This window comes from Streptomyces sp. NPDC058663, assembly GCF_042716745.1.
Taxonomy (GTDB): domain Bacteria; phylum Actinomycetota; class Actinomycetes; order Streptomycetales; family Streptomycetaceae; genus Streptomyces.
On record NZ_JBHXRV010000007.1, the window covers coordinates 1 to 14323 of the forward strand.

The window sequence follows — 14323 nt, forward strand, 5'->3', positions numbered from 1 at the left end:
GGGTGGGCGCACCCGGGTGGCGGGTCCCGCCCGCCGCGCTGTCTCCATGGTGTCCGGCGGTTTCCGACGCGCCCGGACCGGGACCGAGTGCCGACGCTGCTGAACCGGGGCCGAGTGCCGACGCAGCGGAACCGGGGCTGAGGCCCGGGGCACCCCCACCGGGACCAAAGGCCCGGATGCCGCGGGGACCTTTGTCATCCCTTGCTGCAAAAGGTCCCTCTTCTGCCGTCCGCGTGGTTTCACCTCGTGTGACGGGGAAAGCCGGAGAAAGCTCCGGCCACCGCCGGGGTGCTTTCGCACGGAGGTTGAATCACTGTGGGCATCATTGCTTGGATCCTGATCGGACTGCTCGCCGGAGCCATCGCGAAGGCTCTGATGCCGGGCAAGGACCCCGGTGGGTGTCTGATCACCATGCTGATCGGCATCGTCGGCGGTCTGCTGGGCGGCTGGCTGGGAAAGGTGATCTTCGGGGTCGATTCCATCGACGGCTTCTTCTCGCTGTCGACCTGGATCGCCGCGGTCGTGGGCTCGGTCATCGTGCTGCTCCTCTACCGGCTGGTCAGCGGACGCAGGGCCTGATCGAGGCCCGGCGGGCCCGGTTCCGTATCCCTCCGGGGGTGCGGAGCCGGGCCCGTCGGCGTGCGAGGGCCCGACGGGAGGGATTCCGGTCTCGTCGCCACACCTGTCGCCTGGGCCCGGCCTGCACGGTATGGCGGGGGCGGATGGGCATGATGAGCGGTTCCGGTTGCCCGATTCGTCCCCGGAGGACGCTGTGCATCTTTCCGCCACCAGGACGGGGGGCGTCGCGGCGTCCACCGCCCTCCTCCTCCTTCTCGCCCCGCTCCCCCATGCGACGGCGGCACGGGAGGTGCCTCCCCGCGGCCTCCAGGAAGAGTTCGCCGCTGCCGCCGCCGACTACCGGGTGCCGCCGAGCGTGCTGCTGGGGGTGTCGTACCTCCAGTCGCGTTGGGACACGCACGGCGGTGCGCCGAGCGTGATCGGCGGGTACGGGCCGATGCACCTCACCGACGCGAGGACCAGGTCACCTCAACTCGCCGCGGGCATGGGCATGGTGGCGCAGGCGGCCGCGCTGACCGGACTGTCCGAGGAACGGTTGCGCACCGATCCGTCGGCCAATGTGCGCGGCGGGGCCGCTCTGCTGGCGGCAGCCCAGCAGCGCCTCGGCCGGAGCCCGAGCAGTGATCCCGCCGACTGGTACGAAGCGGTCGCCGGGTTCTCGGGCAGCGCCGACCCGGCGGCGGCCAGGGCGTACGCGGAGGAGGTGTACGCGGTCATCCGCTCGGGCCTGCGTCGTACCACCGACAGCGGCGACCCGGTCGTCCTGCCCGCCCGGCCGGCCGTGACCGCACCGGCCTCCACCCGGACGGCCACCCCCGCCACGGCACGCGGCGGGCCGCCCGCCGCCCGGGGCGCGGCCGACTGCCCGGCCGCCCTGTCCTGCTCGTGGGTCCCCGCCCCGTACCAGAGGATCCCCGGCAGCGAGGACGGCGACTACGGCAACCACGACCTCGGGGAGCGCCCCGAGGAGCCGGGCATCGACTACATCGTGATCCACGACACCGAGGGGTACTGGGAGTCCGCGCTGCACACGGTGCAGAACCCCAGGTCGGTGTCCTGGCACTACACGCTGCGCCCCTCCGACGGCGCGGTCGCCCAGCACGTGCCGGTGAAGGACGTCGCCTGGCACGCCGGCAACTGGTACACCAACGCGAAGTCGATCGGCCTGGAGCACCAGGGTTTCCTGACCGCCCCCGACACCTGGTTCACCGAGGCGTTGTACCGTGCGTCGGCCCGCCTGGTGCGTCACCTCGCCGCCAAGTACGGCATCCCGCTGGACCGGCAGCACATCATCGGTCACGACAACGTGCCCGGCGCGCTCGCGGGCTCGGTGCGCGGCATGCACACCGACCCCGGCCCGTACTGGGACTGGGCACACTACTTCGAACTGCTGGGCAAGCCCCTGACGGCGACGGCCGGGCCGGACAGCGCGGTGGTAACGATCCGCCCCGAGTACGCGGCACACCGGCCGCCGTACACCCGCTGCAAGAAGAAGCCCGCGAACGCACCGTGCCCCGCGCACGGCTCCGGCGCGGTCCGCCTGCACACCGCTCCGGACCCGGAGGCGCCGCTCGTCGCGGACATCGGCCTGCGCCCCGGCGGCCAGGAATCGACGACCGGGGTGAACGACACGGGGGCGCGGGCCTCGACAGGGCAGAGCTTCGCGGTGGCGCAGCGGAAGGGCGACTGGACGGCGATCTGGTACCTCGGCCGTCAGGCCTGGTTCCACGACCCGGCCGGCCGCCGGACCGCGGTCCCCACCAGGGGCACCCTGGCCACCCCGCGCGAGGGGGTGACCGGCATCCCGGTGTACGGGAGGGCCTATCCGGAGGCGTCCGCGTACCCCGCGGGGGTGCCCGTCCAGCCGGTGGAGCCGCTGCCGTACCGGGTCCCGGCCGGGCAGCGGTACGTCGTCGGGGAGCGGACGCCCGGCGAGTACTTCTACGCGGCGAAGTTCGGCGAGCCGGGGCGGGTGGTGCGCGGCAAGGAGATCTACTACGAGATCCAGTACGGGCACCGCATCGGGTACGTGAAGGCGTCCGACGTGCGGCTGCTGGAGCGGGGGCCGGGGCTCAGCCCTGGAACATCTCCGCCGGCAGCGGCTTCAGCAGCGCGTAGAGGTCGTCCGTGATCGGACGGTCCCAACTGGCGATGGTGACAAGGACGTTGTCGCTGCGGTCGAACTGCACGCAGGAGATCCGGCTCTCGGAGAGCTTGAGGCGGCGCACGATCAGCAGGTTGTCGCCCTGCATGACGGGCATGTCCTCGGTGGAGACGACCTCGACCTCCTCGTCGTTCTCCAGTGCCAGCAGGAGCTGGGCGACCTCGAAGGGGACCTGGCCCTCGCCGAGGTCGCGGGCCGGGGAGCCCTCGGGCAGGTTGCCGATGACCATCGCGGGGCCGCGCCCGCCGAACAGGTCGTACCGGAGGAAGACGCCCTGGCAGCTGCCGTCGGGGGCGGGCAGCAGCCCGGCCCCGAGGTTGCCCGGCCAGTCGCCCGGGTCCATGGCGAGGACGTCGAATTCCGGGCCCGCGGGGGTGGCGGAGGGGCGGCGGCGGAGGAAGGACATGCCGACATGGTACGTGGCTCGGGTGGGCCGCGGAAAAGTGGTGGGCGGTTCGCGGGCGGGCACTTGTGTGCCGTGGGTGGGCGGGGGTGCGGGGCTAGCGGGGGCGGGGCGGGGGTGCGGTGTTCGGCTCCGCCGGGGGCCGCCCCCTTGCCCGCCCTTCCCCAAGCTCTCGGCTTCGCTCGATCAGGGGAGACCCCACACGCCCGGGGGGGGGCGGCCCCGCCGCCCAAGGGGGCGGGGGGGGTGGAGGGGCAGGGGTTGGAGCGGCCCCGCCGCCCGAGGGGGCTGGCGAGTAGAGGGTGCGGGGCCTTGCCGTCAGGCGTCCGTCCGCAGCAGGCCTCGTGCGTAGGCGGCCTGGCCCGCGTGCTGGAGGTCGTCGGACAGTACGCTGATCAGCCGTACGCCCAGGGTGACCGGCGGGTTCCAGGCCTTGTCGACCACCCGGTCGAGGTCCTTCTCGCCGAGCGTGGCCAGGTGGGCGAGGGTGCGCGCCTGGACCGCGTCGTAGTAGCCGAGCAGTTCGGCCGCCGAGGGCACCCGTACCGACGCCATCTGCTCGGCGGTGTGCCCGTAACCCGTGTCGGCCGTGTCCAGCGGCAGGCCGAACCGGTCGGCCCAGCCGTCCGCGGTCCAGGCTTGTTCGCGGTCCGCCACCTCGCTGATGTGGTCGTCCTGCACTCGGGTGAGGTGCCAGACCAGCCATCCGACCGTGTTCGCCCCCACCCGCGGCTGCTGCGCGAGCTGCTCGGGGGACAGACCGTCGACGGCTTCGTGGACCACTTCCCCGATCCGCCCGAATCCCTCGGCAAGCAGGTCGTGGGTACGCATCGGCAGCCTCCGTCGTCTCGGCGCGGCCGGCCGGGTCCGGCCGGCCCCACCCTCAGGTTAGGTCGAAGGCCCCGCTGCGCGCGTTGAGGACGAAGGCGCGCCATTCGGCCGGGTTGAAGATCAGGGACGGGCCGCCGGGGCTTCCTCCGTGGCGCATCGCGATGAAGCCTTCCACGAAGGCCACCTGCGCCCCGCCGGTGGCCCTCCCGCCGGACTGCCAGTCCGCCTTGCTGAGATCGAGTTCCGGCCTGGCCCGTCCCCCCGGCCCCTGCTGCGTGCTTGTCGCCACGTCGCGTTCCTCCCCTTGCCTCGTCGTCCCCGAGCCACATTAGCGAGCACACCCGGGGACCGACAGGCCGCGGCGGAAGTCATCGGACCGGCGGTTCGGCCCCCACCACCCACATCGCGAAGAACTGCGAGCCGCCGCCGTAGGCGTGCCCCAGTGCGGTGCGCGCCCCGTCCACCTGGTGCTCCCCGGCGCGGCCGCGTACCTGGAGGGCCGCCTCGGCGAAGCGGATCATGCCGGAGGCGCCGATGGGGTTGGTGGACAGGACGCCGCCGGAGGGGTTGACGGGGAGGTCGCCGTCGAGCTCGGTGACACCGGCCTCGGTGAGCTTCCAGCCCTCGCCCTCGGCGGCGAAGCCGAGGTTCTCCAGCCACATGGGCTCGTACCAGGAGAAGGGGACGTAGATCTCGGCCGCGTCGATCTGACGGCGCGGGTCGGTGATGCCCGCCTGGTGGTAGACGTCGGCGGCACAGTCCTTGCCCGCCTGCGGGGAGACGAAGTCCTTGCCGGCGAAAAGGGTGGGTTCGCTGCGCATGGCACCGCCGTGCACCCAGGCGGGCGGGTGCGGGGAGCGGGCGGCGCCCGTGCGGTCGGTGAGGATCATCGCGCACGCGCCGTCGGAGGAGGGGCAGGTCTCGGAGTAGCGGACGGGGTCCCAGAGCATGGGCGCTGCCTGGACCTTCGCCAGGGTGAGGGTGGGGTCCTGGAGGTGGGCGTACGGGTTCAGAAGCGCGTTGCGCCGGTCCTTGTACGCGACGAGGGAGCCGATGGTGTCGGGGGCGCCGGTGCGGCGCATGTAGGCGCGGATGTGCGGGGCGAAGAAGCCGCCGGCCCCGGCGAGCAGGGGCTGCTGGAAGGGGACGGGCAGCGAGAGGCCCCACATGGCGTTGGACTCGGACTGCTTCTCGAAGGCGAGGGTGAGGACCGTGCCGTGGATGCGGGCCGCGATCAGGTTGGCGGCGACCAGGGCCGTGGACCCGCCGACCGATCCGGCGGTGTGGACGCGCAGCATCGGCTTGCCGACCGCGCCGAGGGCGTCGGCGAGGTAGAGCTCGGGCATCATGACGCCCTCGAAGAAGTCGGGGGCCTTGCCGATCACCACGGCGTCGATGTCCTGCCAGGTCAACTGGGCGTCGGCGAGTGCGCGCCCGGCGGCCTCGCGGACGAGTCCGGCGATCGAGACGTCGTGGCGTGCGGAGACGTGTTTGGTCTGGCCGATGCCGACGACCGCCACGGGCTCCTTGGTGCGCGCGGTGCTGCTACTCACTTTCCTCCCCCTCCAGGACTGCTACGAGGTTCTGCTGCAAGCACGGACCCGACGTGGCATGTGCCAGTGCCCGACTGGACTCGCCGCGATGGATCCGGGCGGCGGCCTCGCCGATCCTGATGAGCCCGGCGGCCATCACCGGGTTGGCGGCGAGCGCCCCGCCCGACGGGTTGACGACGACCTCGTCGCCGAGCCTCAGGGCCCTGCGCAGGACCACCTCCTGCGAGGTGAAGGGTGCGTGCAGCTCGGCCGTGTCGACGGGGTGTTCGAAGGCTCCGGCCCGCTCGGCGGCCTGCCGGGCGGACGGCGAGTCGGTGAGGTCGCGCACCCCGAGGGAGTGTGCCTCGATGCGGTGGTCCATGCCCCGGATCCAGGCGGGGCGCGCGCAGAGTTCGCGGGCCCTGTCCCCGGCGGCGAGGACGACGGCGGCGGCTCCGTCACCGATCGGCGGACAGTCGCCGGTGCGCAGGGGGTGCACGAGGTACTCGCCCGACGGGACGTCACCGTGCAGTTGGGCGTGCGGGTTGGCCGCCGCGTCGTGCCGGCTGCGGGCCGCGATCCCGGCGAGGCCGCTCTCGTCCACGGCCCCGGCGTCGATCAGTGCCTGGGCCTGGAGTGCGGCCAGGGACACGGAGTCCGGCCAGAGCGGGGCGAGGTAGTACGGGTCGAGCTGGCGGGTCAGCACGTCGCGGACCCGGCCCGCCGAGGACTTGCCGTACGCGTAGACGAGTGCGGTGTCCGCCTCCCCGGTGAGGATCTTCACCCAGGCCTCGTACAGCGCCCAGGCCCCGTCCATCTCCACGTGCGACTCGGAGATCGGCGGCCAGGCGCCGACCCCGTCCAGGGCCATGGTGAAGGAGAAGGCGCGGCCGGCCAGGTAGTCGCTGGATCCGGAACAGGTGAAGTCGATGTCGCTGGTCCGCAGGCCGGTGTCGGCGAGGACCCGGTGCAGGACGGGCATCAGCATCTCGACCTCGGAGAGGTCGTCGGAACGGCGGCGGTGAACGGTCTGGGCGAAGGCGACGACTGCCACGTCACGCACCGGCCGTGCCGCCTGCACCGGCTGCACCGGCTCTGTTGCCTCTGCCTGCTGTACTGTCCGCGGCTGTGTCACCGGGGCCGGTTCGGGCTGCGGTCCCATGTCAGATCAGCTCCTTGTACGCGTCGTAGTCCGCGTCCGGTGCGCCGGTCGGGCGGTAGTGGTCGGGGTAGCGGCCGTCCCCGGTCCACACGGGTTCGACGCGCAGGCCCATCCGGACCTGGTCGTACGGGATGCCGGCGATGCGCCCGTGCAGGGCGAGGTCGGCGCCGTCGAGAGCGATGTGTCCGTAGACGTACGGCACCTCGATGTCGAGATTGCGTGCCTTGATGTTGACGATGCAGAAGGTGGTGACGGTGCCGTGGGGGCCGACCTCGACCTGTTCGTCGGTGGCGACTCCGCAGGTGGGGCAGGCGCCGCGCGGCGGGACGTACACCTTGCGGCAGGAGGGGCAGCGTTCGCCCACGGTGCGGTGGTCGGCGAGGGCGGTGAGGTAGTCGGTGGGGGCGCGGCCGGGGCTGTAGGTGTAGTCGAGGCGGGCGGGGGCGGTGAGGAGGGTGACCATGTCGTCGAAGCGGCCGGTGTGCGGTCCGGTTTCGTGGTGCGGAGTGCTCTCGTGCGGCTCGAAGCAGGCGATGTCGGTGATCGCACCGGTGCGTTCTGCTGCCCAGCGGATCCGGACCCGCATCCCGGTGCCGACGTCGCCGGGCCCCGGTGCGTCGAGGGCGTGCAGGAGTGCGGCGTCGGCCCCGTCCAGCTTGACGAGCACCCAGGCGAAGGGGGTGGCCAGGGGCTGGTAGGGGCGGGGGGCCGGGTTCCACGCCCAGGTGGTCACCGTCCCGGTGGGCGCCACTTCCACGAGGTCGCGGATCTCCTCCGCGGTACGGGGGTCGTACTCGGTGGGCGGCACGAGTATCCGTCCGTCCGCCGCCCGTACGCCGAGAACGGTGCGGTGGCGCAGCCCGGTCAGGAAGGCGGACTGGACCGGTCCGAGGGAGCGGGTGAAGGGGAACTCGACGGTGAGCGGGGCCTGGAGGGGGGCGAGGGGGGTGGGGGCCATGGGCGGAACTCCGATTCGGTGGAGGGGGTGGGGGGCTGGACGAGGGGGTGCCTGGTTCCGCCGGCCGCGTGAGTGGCTCGTGTGCGCGCCGGGCGAGCGGCTCTACGCGCGCCGGTAGACCGGGTCCCGCTTGTCCGCGAACGCGCGCGCCCCTTCCTTCGCGTCGTCCGTGTCGAAGATCGGCCAGCCCCTCTTCAGCTCCGCCGCCAACCCCTCCGCCTCGCTTATGTCCGCCGTCTCGTAGACCGACGCCTTGACCGCCTCCACCGCCAGCGGGGCGCACGCGTTGACCTGTTCGGCGATCGACAGCGCCTTGTCCAGGGCGGTGCCGTCGGGCACCACGTGCCCGATCAGACCGATGCGGGCCGCTTCCCGGGCCCCGTAGCGCCGTCCCGTCAGCAGCATCTCCAGGGCGTGGGTCCTGGCGATCTGCCTCGGCAGGCGCACCGTCGACCCGCCGATCGGGAAGAGCCCCCGGCGCACTTCGAAGAGTCCGAAGGCCGCCGACTCCCCCGCGACGCGGATGTCCGTTCCCTGGAGGATTTCGGTACCGCCCGCCACGCAGTACCCCTCCACCGCCGCGATCACCGGTTTGCGGGGCCGGTAGTGCCGCAGCATCGCCTTCCAGTGCAGGTCGGGATCGGCCTTGAGCCGCGCGCGGTGCGCGTCGTCGTCGCCCATGCCGCGGCGGCCCGCCAGTGCCTTCAGGTCCATGCCGGCGCAGAAGCTGCCGCCCGCCCCGGTCAGGACGACGGAGCGGACCGAGTCGTCCGCGTCGGCGGCCACCCAGCCGTCGTACAGCCCGACGAGCATCGGCAGGGAGAGCGCGTTCTTCGCCTCGGGCCTGTTCAGGGTGAGCACCAGCGTGGCGCCCTCGCGCCGCACGCGGAGATGTTCCGTATCAGCGGACATGACCGTCCTCCCGTCGTGGGACCTGCCGTCGGACCTGGAACAGGTTGCAGGAGAGCCGTCACCACTTCAAGGCTTTTCTGACAGGCCATCAGATTTCTTCGGCGCACACCCTTCCCACTTGACGCGCCCTTTGCTGTGATGACCGGCACACCCACGACAGCACCACCACTCGCCGGACAGCACCTCAACTCACGTACATCCAACCGGGGTTCAGGAGGAACGGTGGAGTACAACCTTGCCGACCTGTTCGAGTCGGTCGTCGACGTGGTCCCCGACCGCGAGGCACTCGTGTACATCGACCACCCCGGAACGGGCGCGGAGCGGCGCCTCACCTATGCCGAGCTCGACGCCGCCGCGAACCGGGTCGCCCACCACCTGCTGGACTCGGGGCTTCGGCCGGGCGAGCATCTGGGACTGCACCTGTACAACGGCATCGAGTACCTCCAGACGGTGCTCGGCTGCCTCAAGGCACGTCTCGTACCGGTCAATGTCAACTACCGCTACGTGGAGGAGGAGTTGGTCTACCTCTACCGCGACGCCGACCTGGCCGCGCTGGTCTTCGACGCCGAGTTCACCGAGCGGGTGGCGGCGGCCCTGCCGCACGCACCGAAACTGCGCCACCTGCTGCGGGTCGGCACGGCGCCGGCCGGAGCGGTGCACCCGGACTGCACCGCCTTCAGCGACGCGGAGGCCGGGGCCTCCGCCGAGCGGGGCTTCGCATCGCGCTCCGGGGACGACCAGTTCATCATCTACACGGGCGGCACGACCGGCATGCCCAAGGGTGTGATGTGGCGTCAGGAGGACTTGTTCTTCGCAGGGTTGTTCGGCGGCGACCCGGCGGGCGAGCCGGTGAAGCGGCCCGAGGAGCTGGCCGAGCGGGTCGCCGCCGGGGGTGCGGGGCTGACCTTCTTTCCCACTCCCCCGCTGATGCACGGCACGTCCACGCTCACCTCGTTCATCGCCTTCCACTACGGCCAGCGGGTGGTGATCCACCGCAAGTACGCGCCCGAGGAGGTGCTCCGTACGATCGAGCGGGAGAAGGTCTCCAGCGTCTCCCTGGTCGGTGACGCCATGCTGCGCCCGCTCGTCGACGCACTGCACGGGCCGCTCCGCGGCACCGACCTGTCGTCGCTGTTCAGCGTCTCCTCGTCCGGCGCGATCATGTCGGACACGGTCCGCGCCCAGTTCCAGGAGCTGGTGCCGAACGTGCTCATCCTGAACAACTTCGGTTCCTCCGAGTCGGGTTCCAACGGCAGGGCGACGGACGACTCGGGCCCGGAGAAGGGTTTCCGGCTGGAGGTCAACGAGCGGACGCGGGTGGTCGATCCAGCCACGTACGCGCAGGTCCCGGTCGGCGAGGTGGGCCGGCTCGCCCAGCGGGGGCACGTGCCGCTCGGCTACTACAACGACCCGGGAAAGACCGCGGAGACCTTCTTCCAGCGCGACGGCGAGCGCTGGGTCCTGCTCGGCGACATGGCGACCGTCGACGCGCAAGGCATCGTCACCGTCCTGGGACGCGGGTCCCAGTGCATCAACACCGGAGGCGAGAAGGTCTACCCGGAGGAGGTCGAGCAGGCACTGAAGTCGCACCCCGAGGTGTACGACGCCCTGGTCACCGGGGTGCCCGACGACAGGTGGGGCAATCGGGTGGCAGCCGTGGTGCAACTGCGCGAGGGAGCACGCGCACCGGACCTGACCACCATTCAGGAGCACTGCCGGACCCGGCTCGCCGGTTACAAGATCCCCCGGAAGCTGGTGCTCACCGACCGGATCCGGCGCTCGCCGAGCGGCAAGGCGGACTACCGCTGGGCCAAGGAGGCCGCTGCCCGGGAGGAGTAGCTTTCCCCCCGGCGGGGCGGGGCGGCCGGGAGGACTGGCTTCCACGGGCCGGGCGGCGGACGGTGCGGTCCGGGCGGCTGCGGGGCGGGACGGTGCGGTCCGGGTGGCTGCGGGGCGGCCGCTCCGGGTTCTCAGCCCCGGAGCAGTGCGCGCATCGCCCGCCCGAACACCACCCGCCCGGCCCCCGCCAGCACCGGGTCGCACCACCGGGGCAGGCCCCACAGCCGCAGGTCCTCGGTCCACACCACACGCGATCCGGTTCCGCCTTCCGGGTCCTCGCGCACGTCGATCTCGGCCCAGCCCCTCACCACCCGGCCGTGCTTCTCCAGCCGGCAGTGGTACGGGGGCTCCCAGGCGGCCACCTCCATCGGGTCATCGAAGCCGAGCCGGCCCAGCTTGGTACGGGCGACGAAACGGGTGCCCTGCCGGGTCGGAGGCGGAGTGGTGACGGTGATGCGGGTGAAGGGCACCTGGGCGGCGTGCCGCTCCCAGGCGGTGAGCCTGAGCCAGGCGTCGGCGGGCGCGAGCGGTGTGCGGGCGGTGATGCGGAAGAGGGCCACAGGGCGACTGTACGAAGACACCTGCGGGTTCTCCCGTAGAAAGTGCCGTGCCGGGGCATGCGTTGCAGGATGGACCGCATGCTCCTGGAGACCCTCGCCCGTGTCTCGCGGGACGTCGCCTCGACGTCCGCGCGCTCGAAGAAGACGGCCCTGCTCGCGGAGCTGTTCCGGGCCGCCGCGCCCGAGGACGTGCCGGTCGTCGTGCCCTACCTCTCCGGGCGGCTCCCGCAGGGCCGGATCGGCATCGGCTGGAACCTGCTGCGCGATCCCGTGCCGCCCGCCGCGGAGGCCACGCTCACGGTGGCCGGGGTCGATGCCGCGCTCACCCGGTTCGCCGAGGTCACCGGGCGCGGCTCCCAGGCCGAGCGGGCCCGGCTGGTGCGGGAGCTCATGGCCGCGGCTACCGAGGAGGAGCAGCGCTTCCTGACGGGCCTGCTCACCGGGGAGGTCCGGCAGGGGGCGCTGGACGCGCTGGCCGCGGAAGGGCTCGCCGCGGCGGCGGGCGCCGCTTCCGCGGACGTCCGGCGGGCGGTGATGCTCGGGGGTTCGCTGACCGCCGTGGGCCGGGCGCTGCTGGCCGAGGGGCCCGGCGCGCTGTCGGGGTTCACGCTTCAGGTGGGGCGGGCGGTGCCTCCGATGCTGGCGAGTCCGGGCAAGACCCTCGATGAGGCGCTGGAGAAGCTGGGCCCGTGCGCGGTGGAGGAGAAGCTGGACGGCATCCGGGTGCAGGTGCACCGGGCCGGGACCGAGGTGCGGGTGTTCACCAGGACCATGGAGGACGTCACCGACCGGATTCCCGAGCTCGTCGAGCTGGTCCGGGAGCTGCCCGGGGACGGGTTCGTGCTGGACGGTGAGGTGATCGCCTTCGCCGAGGACGGCCGGCCGCTGCCGTTCCAGGACGTGGCGGGCCGGGTGGGCTCCCGGCTGGACGTGGCGGCTGCCAGGCAGGCACTGCCGCTGTCGCCGGTGTTCTTCGACGTGCTGGCCGCCGGTGGGGATTCCCTGCTCGACCTGCCCTACCGGGAGCGGCGGCTGCGGCTCGAGCGGCTGGTGCCCGCGCCCCAGTGCGTGCGCCGCGCCGGGGAGGGGGCGGGCGCGGCGCGGGACTTTCTGGCGCGGACCCTGGAGCGGGGGCACGAGGGAGTGGTGCTGAAGGCGCTGGACGCCCCGTACCAGACGGGGCGGCGCGGTGCCTCCTGGCTGAAGGTGAAGCCGGTGCACACCCTGGACCTGGTGGTGCTCGCCGCGGAGTGGGGGCACGGGCGGCGCACCGGCAAGCTGTCGAACCTGCATCTGGGGGCGCTGCGGCCCGACGGCTCGTTCGCGATGCTGGGAAAGACGTTCAAGGGGCTCACCGACGCGATGCTGGAGTGGCAGACGGAGCGGCTGGGGGCGCTGAAGGTGTCCGAGGACGGCTATGTGGTGCACGTGCGTCCTGAGCTGATGGTGGAGATCGCCTTCGACGGGATCCAGCGCTCCACCCGCTATCCGGAGGGGGTGACGCTCCGGTTCGCACGGGTGGTGCGTTACCGGGAGGACAAACGTGCGTCGGACGCCAGCACGGTGGCCGACGTACTCGCGTCGGGGCCGCTTCGGGCGGACGATTGACCCATGCATACGCACCAGCGCCTCTCCGCCGCGGCTGCCGCGGCCGCCGCCCTCCTCCTCACCGCCCCGGCCGCCGCGTCGGCCGTGCCCGTCGTGGACGCCCGTGCACTGCCGCGCTGCGCGGAGCGGGACCTGTCCGTCCGGGTGACCGCGGCGCCCACCCCGGACGTCCTGCACCTGCGCTTCACCCACCATGGCTCCCGCGCCTGCGCGGTGGAACGCATCCCTACCGTCACCTTCGGCAACCTGGACGGTGCCGCGCACACGGAGCCCCCGGTGGGCAGCGGCCCGTACCGGGTGGCGGCGGGCGCCACCGCGTACGCCACGGTCCGAGCGGTGCTTGCGCCGCCCACCCCGGGTGATGTGCGGACCGTCCGGGACATCCGGGTCGCCGCGCATCCCGCGCACCACGGGGTGAAGGTCACGGCCGCCGCCCTGGGACTGCCGAAGGGCGTACGGGTGTACGACCCGGTGACCTCGCTCTGGCAGCCGAAGGCACCCTGATCCGGCCGGTCCGCGCACGGGCGCGGCCGGACCGGCCGGGGGCGCCGCGGGGTCAGCGGCCGGCGTCGCGCGCCACCTTCGCCGCCCAGAGCACCAGCGGCACCTGGAGCGGGATGCGCGCGTAGGCGCCCGCCCGCAGCGCCGTCGGCTTGTCGCGCCAGTCGTACGCCATCTTGAAGTGCGCGGGCAGGATTCCCGCGAAGAATCCGGCCGCGGCGAGGCCGCCCGCCTTCCTGGTCCGCGGGACGGCCACGGCCGCGGCCAGCAGCAGTTCGGCGACGCCGCTGGCGTGGGTCCAGGTGCGCTGCTCGCCCGGCAGGAACTCCGGGACCATGGCGTCGAACAGCTTGGGTGCCACCACGTGGGCGGCCCCCGCCCCGGCGAGCAGGCCGACGAGCAGACGGGCGGATCGGTCGTTCGCGGTCAACGCGGGCCTCCGTGGGGGCAGCTGGGTGTCCTCACCGCCGGACGGGGGTGCGGCTTGTCCGTCCGGGGCGGTGAAGATCGGCACGAGGGCCATCCAAACAGGTGAACGCCTTGCACGCACTCCTCGTTCCCGTCCCGGAGCCCCGGCCGCGCGCATGCGTTCCGCCCGCACGAGGTCCGGGGGCTCGGGTACTCGGAGCCCCGAACCCCGGCACCCCGGTATGTGATCGCCGAACCCCCGTGCTACATCTCCTCACCGCTCTCGTTGGCGGCTTCGACCGCCGCGACGCCGGCCGGGGTCCAGCCGCCGCCGGGGGCGATGTAGCCCTTGCTCAGCCATCTGTCGAACTGCTGGAGCGTGGTCACCGGGTCGTCCGAGTACTCGATCTTGTCCGGGTTCCACCAGCCGGTCTTCTTCAGCCGGGCCAGTTCCTTCACCGCCGCGGCGGGGTCCCCGGTCAGCTCGACGGTGGGCCTGCCGCCGTTCTGCTCCTGCGGTGCGGTGGTCCGCGCGGCGGGCGGCGCCGTGGTCGGGGTGGGGGCGGGGGCGACGGTGGGGGTCGTGGTCACCGTGACGGTCGGGCCCGGGGCGGTCACGGTGGTGGTGACGGCCGGGGCCGCCCCGTCGCCGGCGTCGCACGCGGGCAGCACCACCGATCCGGTCACCGTCAGCAGCACGGCCAGTGCGGTCCTACGGGTTCGACGCTGCATCTATGACGTCCTTGCCTCTGATCCGGTTGTGCGTTGATCAACCGATACCCCATGATTCGCGGTAGTTCGCCCCGACAGGGGCGTAGAGCCACCCGAAAGAGCGCTCGCACACCTCGTACGCCCCCTTGTCAGAG

The 14323-nt window shown here is 72.7% G+C and carries 15 protein-coding genes; 5 read left to right on the forward strand and 10 right to left on the reverse strand.

Going from position 1 to position 14323, the window contains the following annotated elements; translation table 11 throughout:
• The first annotated feature begins 315 nt into the window (after nt 1–315).
• Together ACFWVV_RS06765 and ACFWVV_RS06770 are read left to right on the forward strand one after the other, a co-directional pair.
• Nucleotides 316–579: a GlsB/YeaQ/YmgE family stress response membrane protein gene (locus ACFWVV_RS06765; protein ID WP_384359142.1), complete on the forward strand. Its 264-nt coding sequence runs from the start codon at nt 316–318 to the stop codon at nt 577–579.
• 193 nt (nt 580–772) lie between these two features.
• Entirely contained in the window at nt 773–2710 is a 1938-nt protein-coding gene (locus ACFWVV_RS06770) for an N-acetylmuramoyl-L-alanine amidase (RefSeq protein WP_384359144.1), read from the forward strand.
• Here the strand turns inward: ACFWVV_RS06770 and ACFWVV_RS06775 are convergent.
• The 7 genes from ACFWVV_RS06775 to ACFWVV_RS06805 all read right to left on the reverse strand — a co-directional run bounded on the left by ACFWVV_RS06775 (nt 2652) and on the right by ACFWVV_RS06805 (nt 8541).
• Complete coding sequence (locus ACFWVV_RS06775; protein WP_384359146.1) at nt 2652–3149, reverse strand: hypothetical protein; 498 nt, start codon at nt 3147–3149, stop codon at nt 2652–2654. The genes ACFWVV_RS06770 and ACFWVV_RS06775 overlap by 59 nt on opposite strands.
• 315 nt (nt 3150–3464) lie before the next feature.
• On the reverse strand, nt 3465–3977 hold the full coding sequence (locus tag ACFWVV_RS06780; protein ID WP_384349075.1) for a DUF664 domain-containing protein: 513 nt from the start codon (nt 3975–3977) through the stop codon (nt 3465–3467).
• Between the two features lie 52 nt (nt 3978–4029).
• On the reverse strand, nt 4030–4266 hold the full coding sequence (locus tag ACFWVV_RS06785; protein WP_384349072.1) for a DUF397 domain-containing protein: 237 nt from the start codon (nt 4264–4266) through the stop codon (nt 4030–4032).
• A gap of 79 nt (nt 4267–4345) precedes the next feature.
• Nucleotides 4346–5497, reverse strand: a complete 1152-nt coding sequence (locus ACFWVV_RS06790) for a thiolase domain-containing protein (protein WP_384349101.1) — start codon at nt 5495–5497, stop codon at nt 4346–4348.
• A 25-nt stretch (nt 5498–5522) separates the two neighbouring features.
• The gene (locus ACFWVV_RS06795) at nt 5523–6572 is read right to left on the reverse strand and encodes a thiolase domain-containing protein (protein ID WP_384349069.1); all 1050 of its coding nucleotides are present in this window, start codon (nt 6570–6572) and stop codon (nt 5523–5525) included.
• Nucleotides 6573–6672: 100 nt separating this feature from the next.
• Nucleotides 6673–7629 (reverse strand): Zn-ribbon domain-containing OB-fold protein, encoded by a 957-nt coding sequence (locus ACFWVV_RS06800; RefSeq protein ID WP_384349067.1) that lies wholly within the window; start codon nt 7627–7629, stop codon nt 6673–6675.
• A 102-nt stretch (nt 7630–7731) separates the two neighbouring features.
• Nucleotides 7732–8541, reverse strand: a complete 810-nt coding sequence (locus tag ACFWVV_RS06805; protein WP_384349064.1) for a crotonase/enoyl-CoA hydratase family protein — start codon at nt 8539–8541, stop codon at nt 7732–7734.
• Nucleotides 8542–8763: 222 nt separating this feature from the next.
• Here ACFWVV_RS06805 and ACFWVV_RS06810 point away from each other — a divergent pair, with 222 nt between their 5' ends.
• On the forward strand, nt 8764–10380 hold the full coding sequence (locus ACFWVV_RS06810; RefSeq protein WP_384349062.1) for an acyl-CoA synthetase: 1617 nt from the start codon (nt 8764–8766) through the stop codon (nt 10378–10380).
• A gap of 131 nt (nt 10381–10511) precedes the next feature.
• Here ACFWVV_RS06810 and ACFWVV_RS06815 read toward each other — a convergent pair whose 3' ends face one another.
• The gene (locus ACFWVV_RS06815; protein ID WP_384349059.1) at nt 10512–10940 is read right to left on the reverse strand and encodes an SRPBCC family protein; all 429 of its coding nucleotides are present in this window, start codon (nt 10938–10940) and stop codon (nt 10512–10514) included.
• Between the two features lie 78 nt (nt 10941–11018).
• On the opposite strand from ACFWVV_RS06815, the gene ACFWVV_RS06820 reads away from it, so the two are divergent.
• Both ACFWVV_RS06820 and ACFWVV_RS06825 read left to right on the forward strand, forming a co-directional pair.
• Nucleotides 11019–12548, forward strand: a complete 1530-nt coding sequence (locus tag ACFWVV_RS06820) for an ATP-dependent DNA ligase (protein WP_384349056.1) — start codon at nt 11019–11021, stop codon at nt 12546–12548.
• A 3-nt stretch (nt 12549–12551) separates the two neighbouring features.
• On the forward strand, nt 12552–13052 hold the full coding sequence (locus ACFWVV_RS06825) for a DUF4232 domain-containing protein (protein ID WP_384349053.1): 501 nt from the start codon (nt 12552–12554) through the stop codon (nt 13050–13052).
• Between the two features lie 52 nt (nt 13053–13104).
• On the opposite strand, the gene ACFWVV_RS06830 is transcribed toward ACFWVV_RS06825, so the two are convergent.
• Entirely contained in the window at nt 13105–13572 is a 468-nt protein-coding gene (locus ACFWVV_RS06830) for a hypothetical protein (protein WP_384349050.1), read from the reverse strand.
• A gap of 149 nt (nt 13573–13721) precedes the next feature.
• Nucleotides 13722–14189: a hypothetical protein gene (locus ACFWVV_RS06835; protein ID WP_384349048.1), complete on the reverse strand. Its 468-nt coding sequence runs from the start codon at nt 14187–14189 to the stop codon at nt 13722–13724.
• Nucleotides 14190–14323 lie beyond the last annotated feature (134 nt).

Bases quoted from the DNA above. Each gene is read 5' to 3' on its own strand.
- ACFWVV_RS06775 (WP_384359146.1), bottom strand. From the start codon at position 3,149: ATGTCCTTCCTCCGCCGCCGCCCCTCCGCCACCCCCGCGGGCCCGGAA.
- ACFWVV_RS06780 (WP_384349075.1), bottom strand. From the start codon at position 3,977: ATGCGTACCCACGACCTGCTTGCCGAGGGATTCGGGCGGATCGGGGAA.
- ACFWVV_RS06800 (WP_384349067.1), bottom strand. From the start codon at position 7,629: ATGGCCCCCACCCCCCTCGCCCCCCTCCAGGCCCCGCTCACCGTCGAG.
- ACFWVV_RS06805 (WP_384349064.1), bottom strand. From the start codon at position 8,541: ATGTCCGCTGATACGGAACATCTCCGCGTGCGGCGCGAGGGCGCCACG.
- ACFWVV_RS06820 (WP_384349056.1), top strand. From the start codon at position 11,019: ATGCTCCTGGAGACCCTCGCCCGTGTCTCGCGGGACGTCGCCTCGACG.
- ACFWVV_RS06825 (WP_384349053.1), top strand. From the start codon at position 12,552: ATGCATACGCACCAGCGCCTCTCCGCCGCGGCTGCCGCGGCCGCCGCC.
- ACFWVV_RS06830 (WP_384349050.1), bottom strand. From the start codon at position 13,572: ATGGCCCTCGTGCCGATCTTCACCGCCCCGGACGGACAAGCCGCACCC.
- ACFWVV_RS06835 (WP_384349048.1), bottom strand. From the start codon at position 14,189: ATGCAGCGTCGAACCCGTAGGACCGCACTGGCCGTGCTGCTGACGGTG.